12 protein-coding genes and 1 riboswitch are annotated in these 9957 nt (G+C 40.7%); of the genes, 10 read left to right on the top strand and 2 right to left on the bottom strand.

What is annotated here, in order from left to right; translation table 11 throughout:
- The first annotated feature begins 422 nt into the window (after window positions 1-422).
- From ACEQ1T_RS15135 to ACEQ1T_RS15090, 10 genes are all read left to right on the top strand, one after another.
- Window positions 423-1211 (top strand): N-acetyltransferase family protein, encoded by a 789-nt coding sequence (locus ACEQ1T_RS15135; protein ID WP_370223585.1) that lies wholly within the window; start codon window positions 423-425, stop codon window positions 1209-1211.
- A gap of 111 nt (window positions 1212-1322) precedes the next feature.
- Window positions 1323-1423, top strand: a riboswitch (TPP riboswitch).
- A 104-nt stretch (window positions 1424-1527) separates the two neighbouring features.
- Window positions 1528-2154, top strand: coding sequence for a thiazole tautomerase TenI (tenI, locus tag ACEQ1T_RS15130; protein ID WP_370223583.1), 627 nt, complete (start codon window positions 1528-1530; stop codon window positions 2152-2154).
- 12 nt (window positions 2155-2166) lie between these two features.
- The gene (gene thiO, locus ACEQ1T_RS15125; protein ID WP_370223582.1) at window positions 2167-3303 is read left to right on the top strand and encodes a glycine oxidase ThiO; all 1137 of its coding nucleotides are present in this window, start codon (window positions 2167-2169) and stop codon (window positions 3301-3303) included.
- Window positions 3304-3308: 5 nt separating this feature from the next.
- Window positions 3309-3512 carry a sulfur carrier protein ThiS gene (thiS, locus tag ACEQ1T_RS15120; protein WP_370223580.1) on the top strand — a complete coding sequence of 68 codons (204 nt, stop codon included), beginning with the start codon at window positions 3309-3311 and terminating at the stop codon, window positions 3510-3512.
- A gap of 2 nt (window positions 3513-3514) precedes the next feature.
- A complete protein-coding gene (locus ACEQ1T_RS15115; protein WP_370223579.1) occupies window positions 3515-4282 on the top strand; it encodes a thiazole synthase in 768 nt (255 codons plus the stop codon).
- Window positions 4279-5298 (top strand): thiazole biosynthesis adenylyltransferase ThiF, encoded by a 1020-nt coding sequence (locus ACEQ1T_RS15110; RefSeq protein WP_370223577.1) that lies wholly within the window; start codon window positions 4279-4281, stop codon window positions 5296-5298. The genes ACEQ1T_RS15115 and ACEQ1T_RS15110 overlap by 4 nt, the downstream gene beginning before the upstream one ends.
- 84 nt (window positions 5299-5382) lie before the next feature.
- Window positions 5383-6135 carry a 3-oxoacyl-ACP reductase gene (locus tag ACEQ1T_RS15105; RefSeq protein ID WP_370223576.1) on the top strand — a complete coding sequence of 251 codons (753 nt, stop codon included), beginning with the start codon at window positions 5383-5385 and terminating at the stop codon, window positions 6133-6135.
- A gap of 75 nt (window positions 6136-6210) precedes the next feature.
- On the top strand, window positions 6211-7515 hold the full coding sequence (locus ACEQ1T_RS15100; protein WP_370223575.1) for an LLM class flavin-dependent oxidoreductase: 1305 nt from the start codon (window positions 6211-6213) through the stop codon (window positions 7513-7515).
- A 192-nt stretch (window positions 7516-7707) separates the two neighbouring features.
- Window positions 7708-7965: a hypothetical protein gene (locus tag ACEQ1T_RS15095; RefSeq protein ID WP_370223574.1), complete on the top strand. Its 258-nt coding sequence runs from the start codon at window positions 7708-7710 to the stop codon at window positions 7963-7965.
- A gap of 75 nt (window positions 7966-8040) precedes the next feature.
- Window positions 8041-8517: an NUDIX hydrolase gene (locus ACEQ1T_RS15090; RefSeq protein ID WP_370223572.1), complete on the top strand. Its 477-nt coding sequence runs from the start codon at window positions 8041-8043 to the stop codon at window positions 8515-8517.
- 584 nt (window positions 8518-9101) lie between these two features.
- Here the strand turns inward: ACEQ1T_RS15090 and ACEQ1T_RS15085 are convergent.
- The gene (locus ACEQ1T_RS15085; protein WP_370223571.1) at window positions 9102-9320 is read right to left on the bottom strand and encodes a hypothetical protein; all 219 of its coding nucleotides are present in this window, start codon (window positions 9318-9320) and stop codon (window positions 9102-9104) included.
- A 43-nt stretch (window positions 9321-9363) separates the two neighbouring features.
- The coding region (locus ACEQ1T_RS15080; RefSeq protein WP_370223570.1) for a hypothetical protein at window positions 9364-9957 on the bottom strand (594 nt) is incomplete at its 5' end.

Raw genomic sequence — 9957 nt, 5'->3', positions numbered from 1 at the left:
GCCAATTTAATTGCTTATATTTTCATATATACCGTTACTTTCCGAGGGTTGATCAGTTTTAAAAGGTTTAGTTTTTTGTTTTAATGGGTATTTATATTTATGTAGGGGTTCTTAATGACTATTATATAGAAATCACTTGAGAAATTAGGTTATGCAGGCAAAGAGTTATACAGCCAGGCCTTTTTTATGCTGATTCTGTATGGTAGTGGCATACGAAAATGAATTGAACCGAATTCTGCTTCTTATCGGTTTGATAAAAACCGGAAATAAGCACATCAATTTAATGAGTGAAACAGGTCAAATGCTTTAGACTATAGCGCTATAAGCAAAGCCGCAAGGAATCTATGGATTCTTTGCGGCGTTTTTTCTAAGAGCCCTAAATAGATGCAATAAAATGACGATTTTCGAAAGGAAGTAATTTAATGGACATGGCATTGGAAAAGAAATATCGCTCCTTGGCAACGTACTTTTCGGAATCGACTAACCAGACGATTACATTGCAGTTTGGAGAAATTGAAAAAATTATGGGATACAGCCTTCCTAGCAGCGCCTATTTAAATTATAGCTGGTGGAAAAAAACAAAAGCCCCCGCCAGACATTATCAAGCATGGACAGCGGCTGGCTATACCGTGAAATATGTCCAGCCGAATCACTATGTCGTATTCGAGAAGAAGGATACAATGTCGGAAAATGAGAGCCATAAGGATGTGTTGATCATCCGTCCAGCTTTACATGGAGATGCTCGTTTTTTATCAGTATTGCATAAAAAATCAAAAATGGAATCGAAATTTTTAGTGTACGGCCAGGAACAGCAGGAAGCATCGTCGAAAAAAATCAGGCAGCAAATTATTGAATGGAACCAAAGCGGCCGTTCAGTCATATTGCTGGCCATTCTGAACGGGGAGCACGTCGGCTACATGAAGATTGCAGGCAATGAGTCGAGACGGGTTGCCCACCGAGCTGAAGTCGACCTTGTGGTGCAAGCACATAAGAATGATATGGACATCCTCTCTGCACTTATCCAGAAATCAGAGGAATGGGCAGAAGAAAAAGGCATCAAACGTTTTGAGGTCACCTTGCTAGAAGAAAACGCACAGGCCCGTAAGCTCTTTGAACAAAATGGTTACAAAGTAGAGGGGGTCCGAAAAAAATCGGTCTTGCTTCAAGATAAGCTCCAAAACGAAGTTTATATGGGCAAAGTCTTCAAGTGATTACGAGAAAAACGTCCTTGCAAATCCCAACAAATTAACAATATTTAGAATTAACTGGATATATCTTGCGATAGATGTTAAGCTTGCTTTATCTAATTCGAAAATTGAATAGAAAAACACTAGGGGAGTCTTTTAGGACTGAGACGGAGTAATCCGGACCCTTTGAACCTGATCTAGTTAATACTAGCGGAGGGAAGTGGTTGCTATATATTTTAGCTATTCTTAAAATATTACCCAAACCACTCCCTCGCCGGAGTGGTTTTTTTAGTTGCAGGAGAGTTTTGTGAAATGAGAATTGGAATGGAGGATAGGCTTTATGAGAAATGGAGAGTTGCATATTGTTTCTACAGGACAGCAAAAACCAGAACTATTAGCGGGAATTCTCGGTGAGATTCATTTCGATGTCGATTTCATCCATCTTCGTGAAAAAGCGAAAACAGCAAAAGAACTATATGAACTTATTGGACTTTTAGTCAGAGAAAAAATACCGCTTTCGAAAATAATAATTAATGATCGAGTGGATGTCGCACTCGTTTCAGATGTAAATGGAGTTCATTTAGCCTCTCATTCGTTGCCTGCGGCGGTTGTAGGACGGAAGTTTGGTCATTTAAAAATAGGGTGTTCAGTCCATTCGTTCGAAGAAGCTCAGCTCGCTGAGAAACAGGGTGCTGATTATTTGTTTTTTGGCCATGTATATCCGACTTCATCGAAAGAAGGACTCAAGCCGAAAGGGGTAGAACAGCTAGGTTTCATTTCTGAGTCCGTTTCGATTCCAGTCATAGCGATTGGCGGGATTAAACCATCAAATACTGCGAAGCTTATCGAAGCGGGCGCACAAGGGATTGCCGTAATGACAGGGGTGCTAAAAGCAGAAGACCCTGTACAGGCAGTGCGGCGATATCGTTCCTTTTTGTCTAAACCAATGAACTCAGACAAGGGTTAAGGAGGAAGTGCAATGAAAACAAGGTACGATGCCATTATCGTCGGAGGCGGGGTTAATGGCGGCGCGATAGCTTTTAATTTGGCGAAAAGAGGATTGAAAGTATTATTGCTTGAAAAAGGACTGCTTGCAAATAAAGCCTCTGGGGCCGCAGCTGGGATGCTTGGGGCACAAGCGGAATTAGACGCGGAAGGTCCACTTTTCCATTTGGCTAGAACAAGCCGAGCCATGTTTAGCCGTTTATCAGACGAATTGAAAATGATAAGCGGAGTTGATATCGGACTCATGAATAAAGGAATGCTGAGGCTTTCCTTAACAGACCGGGAGCATGTGGAACATTGCAAGATCAGCAAAATCCATAAACAGAATGGGGAAGCCGCCGAATTGCTCACCGGCGATGAAGCGAGAAAAAGAGAGCAGGCATTGTCAAAAGAAATAAGAGGGGCGATGTATCTTGAAAACGATGGGCAAGTGGAAGCCCCAAAACTGGCCATGGCATTTTTAAAAGCTGCATCAGCACTTGGGACTGTGGTCAAGGAATATGTAGAAGTTCATTCCTTTTATTTCTCAAACGAAAGGATTACAGGGGTCGCTACAAATGATGGTGATTTTATGGCTGATAATGTGGTTATAACAGGAGGCGCTTGGAGTGAAAAGTTACTCAAGCACACCGGCATTCATCTCGATTCTCAACCTGTGAAAGGGGAATGCTTTTCTGTGCTGGCGGAGACCCCCTTATTGTCCAGCACTATTTTTACGGATGATTGCTACCTTGTCCCAAAAAGGGGCGGAAGAATTATTGTCGGAGCAACCGTCTTGCCTAACACATTTAACGAACAAGTCACTGTAGAGGGACTTTCTTTTCTGATGGAAAAAGCCAAGAAACTAGTGCCTTCTATCTCGCAATGCGAATGGGAATCCGCCTGGAGCGGAATCCGCCCGCACACTGCTGATGGTTTGCCGTATATAGGGGAACACCCCGCCTATAAAGGGTTATTTATAGCCACGGGTCATTTTAGAAATGGCATATTGCTCTCCCCTATAACGGGTGAGGTCATGGCTGATTTAATTGAAGCGAAAACCCCATCAATTGATATCTCCCCTTTTCGGATAGAACGATGCATGAAAAAGGGCAATCCAATACAGAGGTGATAAACATGATATTAACTGTAAATGGTGATCAAGTAGAAATTCCGGAAGCAATAGAGACAATCACTGAATTACTTCAGCATTTTAAACTGTACGACAAAGTAATTATTGTTGAAAAAAATGGAGAGATATTGGAGAAGGCCAAGCATTCCGAAAGCCTGATCTCTGATAAGGATAGTATCGAACTAGTTCATTTTGTGGGAGGCGGATAATTATGTTGAAAATAGGAAATCTCGAATTTTCCTCACGTTTATTATTAGGGACTGGGAAGTATCCCGATTTTGATACACAAAAACAAGCAGTAGATGTATCAGGTACCGAAATTCTCACGTTTTCGGTCCGGAGAATGAATATATTTGAAGCGAGTCAGCCCAATTTTCTTGAAAAACTGGATATTTCGAAATATACCCTGCTGCCGAACACAGCGGGTGCAAAGACTGCCAAAGAAGCGGTGCGAATTGCAAAATTAGCTAAGGCTTCTGGACTTTGTGACATGATTAAAGTGGAAGTAATCGGTTGCGAAAAAACCTTGTTGCCAGATCCAATTGAAACATTGAAAGCATCAGAAGAGCTGCTAAAAGAAGGATTTATTGTCATGCCCTATACATCAGATGATGTATTACTGGCGAAACGCCTCGAGGAATTAGGCTGCCACGCCGTAATGCCAGGTGCTTCTCCTATTGGCTCTGGGCAAGGGATCATTAATCCACTGAATCTTTCTTTCATCATTGAGCAAGCCACTGTCCCTGTTATTGTCGATGCTGGAATCGGAACGCCTTCTGATGCTGCCATTGCAATGGAACTCGGAGCCTCTGGTGTTTTGCTGAACACAGCAGTATCCGGTGCTAAAGAGCCAGTGAAGATGGCTAAAGCGATGAAGCTCTCTATTGAAGCAGGCAGACTAGGGTATGAAGCTGGGCGAATTCCTAAAAAGCGGTATGCCACAGCCAGCAGCCCAATGGAAGGAATGAGCCTCAGTTGAATGAACGATACTCACGGCAGGAGCTTTTTGCTCCAATAGGGTTAGCGGGGCAAGAGAAATTGAGGAATAAGCATGTCTTGATCATCGGCGCGGGGGCATTGGGAACTGGAAGTGCCGAAATGCTAGTGCGTGCAGGCATAGGGAAGATAACCCTTGCGGACCGGGATTATGTAGAGTGGAGCAACCTTCAGCGTCAACAGCTTTATACCGAAGAGGAAGCAGAACAGCGAACGCCAAAAGCAGTAGCAGCTAAAAGACGGTTAAGCGCAATCAATGCCGAAGTGGACATTCGCAGTCATGTCATGGATGTATCTGTTGAGGAAATGGAACGGCTCATAGAGGGCGTGGATTTGATATTAGATGCAAGTGATAATTTTGACATCCGAATGGTAATCAATGATATATCCCAAAAATATTCAATTCCTTGGATTTACAGCGCCTGTGTGGGAAGTTATGGAATCAGCTACACAATTCTTCCAGGGGAGACTCCGTGTCTGAATTGCTTGTTAGAGGAGGTGCCAATGGGAGGCATTACATGCGATACGGTAGGAATCATCAGTCCGGCTGTTCAAATGGTCCTGTCCTTTCAGATTTCTGAGGCATTAAAAATCTTGGTTGAAGATCGACTGCATTTAAGAAACAAACTGGTTTCCTTTGATCTTTGGAAAAACCATCAATCGACTATCAAGGTCGATATGCTGAAAAAAGCGGATTGTCTTTCTTGTGGAGCGGAACGTTCTTATCCCTATCTTTCTTTTTCGAATCAAACGAAAACGGCTGTTTTATGCGGTAGAGATACAGTCCAAATCCGGCCCTCCCAACGGCTGGATAGAGATTTGGAAAGCCTGGATAAAATCTTGTCTAAAAGGAAAGGCGAGGTTAAGCGCAATCCTTATCTGCTCTCCTTTTCTACCTCAAACCATCGCCTTGTCGTATTTAAGGATGGCCGCGTTTTAATTCACGGGACAAAAAGCATCGCTGAAGCTAAAACTCTATACCATCGTTATTTAGGATGAAGAGCCTTAAATATCTTGGTCGATTGGAGTTGGCTAGCATATTTTGCTGCCACTCAATCGAAACTAAATGAAGGAGTGTTAATAATGGATAGAACCGTATTGGTGACAGGAAGCAGCAGAGGCTTAGGCGCCTGTATAGCAAAGGCTTTAGTTCAGCAGGGGAATCGTGTAGTGATCAATTACTATCAAAGCAAAGCTGCAGCTGAAGAACTTGCATCAAAACTAGGGAAGGAGAATGCCGTTGCAATTTATGCAGATGTCACGAATCGTCAGGACGTTGATGACTTGGTAAAGCAAGCAACGGATCATTTCGGTCAAATTGATGTTGTAGTCAATAATGCATTAGTAAACTTCAAATTTGATCCAAGCAAGCAGAAACCCTTTACTGAACTTACTTGGGCGGATTATCAAAGTCAGCTGGATGGAACTTTGAAGGCAGCATTCAATATAGTCCAGAGTGTTATGCCGCAATTTATGGAAAGGCAGAATGGGAGCGTCATCAGCATTGGGACTAATTTGTATCAAAATCCTGTCGTTCCTTACCATGAATACACAACAGCTAAAGCTGGATTAATTGGATTTACGCGCAACATCGCCTCAGAACTGGGACAGTACGGCATAAAAGCAAATATAGTATCAGGTGGCTTATTGAAAACCACGGATGCCAGCTCTGTGACTACCCCGGAAGTATTCGATTTAATTGCTCAATCAACACCAATAAAAAAAGTGACGACTCCTGAAGACGTAGCGAATATGGTGGCTTATTTGTGTTCAGAATTTGCGGATGGGATTACCGGGCAGAATATTACGGTAGACGGCGGTTTGACAATGAATTAACAACTAGCCTTAAAGGATCGGCATTTAAAGATATAACCGAAATAACCAATAATGACGTACAGGGAAGTGTAATAGATGGAAAGAACCCAAAGTAAACAATTGCACATTGGGGTTTTGCTATTCGGATGCGGCCACCATCAAGCTGCATGGCTAATGCCTGATTCTAGCGTGGACCGAATCGGTGACATTTCTTACTATCAATCATTAGCTCAGTTAGCCGAAGCGGGATGTTTTGATGCAGTGTTTTTTGCTGACAGTCAATCGTTCCTCGCTAATGACTCCAGTGAAATGCCCGCATTTTGGCTAGATCCGATAGTCAATTTAACCGCTATTTCTCAAGTAACCCGCCATATAGGTTTAGTTTCAACGATCTCTAGCACCTTTTCCAATCCTTTTACCGCGTCGAGGCAACTATTGAGTCTCGATCATATTACCGAAGGGCGTGTTGGCTGGAATCTGGTTACCTCGATGAGAGATGAAGAAGCATCAAATCACGGTATGGAAAAATTGCCTTCTCATGATGAACGGTACAGAATGGCGGAGGAATTTGCGGCTTTGATGGATAAATTATTTATGTCATGGGAACAAACTGAATTTTTATGTAATCGAACAGAAAGACAATTAATCAACCCTCTAAATATACGCCCTGTTAATCATAAGGGCGCTTACTTTAAAGTAAAAGGGCCATCTACAACGCCACAAAGTCCTCAAGGCAAGCCAGTAGCGATGCAAGCGGGAGCCTCCAAACAAGGCATAGCACTAGCTGCGAAATATGCGGATGCCGTCTATTCCGTGTCCTGGAATTTGAAACAGGCAAAAAAATTCCGTGAAAAGCTGGATAAACAGATGGAAGAAAATAAGAGTGAGCGACATATTAAAGTGTTCCCGGGCTTAGTGACTTATGTAGGACATACTAGCGAAGAAGCTCATAAGAAAAAGGCAGTATTAGATGAAAGCTTACCTATCGAAACGGCTTTAAAACAATTGAGCTTCTTTTTAAAGCAGGATTGTTTAGAGTGGGAATTGGACAAACAAGTACCTTCATTACCTCCTGTAGAAGAATTTACAGGTCCGATTGGCCGCTATGAAACCATATTAGAAATTATTAATGATACCCAACCCACCGTTAAAGAGTTATTGGGATATCTTAATGCAGGCGGTGGGCATTTCACGCTAATTGGTACGCCGGAAGAGATTGTAGATCAGATGGAAGTTTGGCTTGAACAGGGAGTGGCGGACGGTTTTAACCTTATGCCTCCAACATTTCCAGACAGTTTAGAGGACTTTGTCACATATATTGTTCCTGAAATGCAAAAACGTGGGATCTTCAGGAAATATTATAAAGGCCATACTTTTCGGGAACATTTGGGGTTGATGTAATACCTATTAAAAGATGATTAACTTCCTAGTAATAGAAAGTTGTTGTCCTGGAATTCCAAGATGGAACCAATGAAAATAAAACGAGTTTCCTTATAGCTACAAAATAAGGAAATAAATAAGTGTCATCACTTTTATATTTTGGTAATATTAGTAAATGTAAAGGCGTTTTCTATCATTGAACGGGAGATGAATATGATGAAGTCTGGTGTAATATCCATTGCAGCTTTATTAATTTCTTTAGTTGTATATTCAACCTGGTTCTTTAACGAAGATTTGTTTTCAAAATCAGTATTGATAATAGCAGTTGCGCTACCAATTATCGGTATTATTACAGCTTTAATTAGCAAAAAAAGATCGTTTAAAATAGTCGGGCTATTTGGAAATACCCTTGTGCTATTTTGGGCAGTTGTTATTCCATTCGTTTCCACCTTATTTTGGCACACACCATAAAAAAGTGTCGCTGTAAAACTAAACGTCATATTAAAACCATTTAACGAAAAAATTACAGAAAATCAGGAGGGCAATATGGGGTATATTGAAAAATTACGAAAAGTGGTTGGTCATCAGCCGCTAATATTAACTGGTGTTGCGGTAGCGGTAGTAAATGAAATAGGAGAATTTTTACTACAAAAACGAATGGATGGTAAATGGGGAGTGCCTGGTGGATTTATTGAACTTGGAGAATCTGCCGAAGAAGCCGGGAGAAGAGAAGTATTTGAAGAAACAGGAATTCAAATTGATAAATTAAAATTAGTGGGGGTTTTCTCCGGACAAGAACATTATATAAAGTTACAAAATGGAGATGAATTTTACCCAATAACTATTGCGTACGTAACAAATGATATAAAAGGCGGTACTTTGAAGGCTGATGGAATAGAAACGGCAGAAGCTAGGTTTTTTCCGGTAAAAAGTTTACCCACAGAACTAAATCCATTAATCAAAAATCTAATTGAACAGTATTCATTATTCCAGCATGAGGAAAAAATTAAATTTATCAAGTGAGGCTATTAACTGTAAGAAGAAAAGTAATTTTTGCAGTTTAATTACAATTATTTCTGAGCAAAAGAGACCTACCAGAATTGTTTCGGTAGGCCTCTTTTTTACTTATTGTATCTAGTTTCGCTATTGAAAATAAAATTCCGCATGAAAGAAATGACACCAACAAAAAACACTAAAAAAGTTGACATAAAAACTTCCAACCATGAAAATTCTAAAGATCTAAACAGAGTAATAGCTAGCAGACCTACAATAAAATATATAGGTATAAACTTTTTCGATACGAGTAATTCGCTCAAAATGAGCAACTCCTTCCCAAGCAAACTAGTAGCTAGCTACAGGTTAAATTGTCGATAGTTTCTGGGTAGTTCAAGTTCATTAATTTTTAATTAATATATAATTATAGCAAAAAAGCATATAAAGTAAAAATACGGTATTTCATTTGGGATGAGTACATTGGAATCGAAATTGACCGTAAATCGCTTTGCCCTCTTTTTACTCTATAGAAACTTGAGAACTTCTAGATAAACTGATTGAAAAATGCCAAGGAAAGGATAGAATCCCGCCTTGGTATTTTTCAACCTGCCTACTTATTTTTGAATGCCGTTTTCTTCTGTAAGCATGTTCTTACTCGGGTTCTTGATTCTCCAAAGGAAAAATATCGTTGTCAAAATATAAAAAGCAGTAGTTAAAATAAAGAAAGTTTTATCTTGAGCAAGGGGAGAGCTGCTAGTTGTGAATACCAGCAAGTAAATGGTCCAGATCCCGACAATCTTAAGCAATTGGTTTGTACGATTCGATTTAAACATGCGCTCATTCCTTTCGTTGGTACCGTTCTAGAAAGTTTGACGTTTATAAATCCCTAATAACATTGAACATTTCATAATAAAGGCCTCTAGTCGTTTCCGTATACTCTTCCTCAGTCAGGTCCTTCGCTAAAATGTTGAATTGCCAACCAGAAGCACCTTCGTCGGCCAGTGGGTAATACCCATAAGAAAAGATTTCTTCATCATGCACTCTTTTGGAATATTCCACGTAATTTATTTCGTCATCCACAAAAGGGAAATAATACGCCGCAGTTTGGATAAAGAAAAAGAGGACATCGGACTGAGTAAATACCTCAGTGTACGGTCCATCTGCCGCTTTTTCTAAATACTCTTCCATCACGAAGAAACCATCGTATTGTTCGACTGTTTCAATGCTTAACTCTTCAACCTCAACCGTGTGAAAGGTGATTTTCTCAGAGTTAATTTCTGGTGGCATGCCCAATACCCCTATTTCAAGATCTCGTCCTACATACTTTTCTTGAGCATCTTGTTTATCAGGTTCCGCGTTTTCTTGTTGTGTATCCCCGGTTTGGAAGCTGCAGGCTGTGATAAGGGATGCACTTAGCGTAAGCAGTGGAATCACAGAATATCGTTTTAGTTGTTTTCGCAAGCTTTCGAC

The organism is Cytobacillus sp., from assembly GCF_964223445.1.
Lineage (GTDB): Bacteria > Bacillota > Bacilli > Bacillales > Cytobacillaceae > Cytobacillus.
This window is presented reverse-complemented; position numbering and strand designations above follow the sequence as displayed.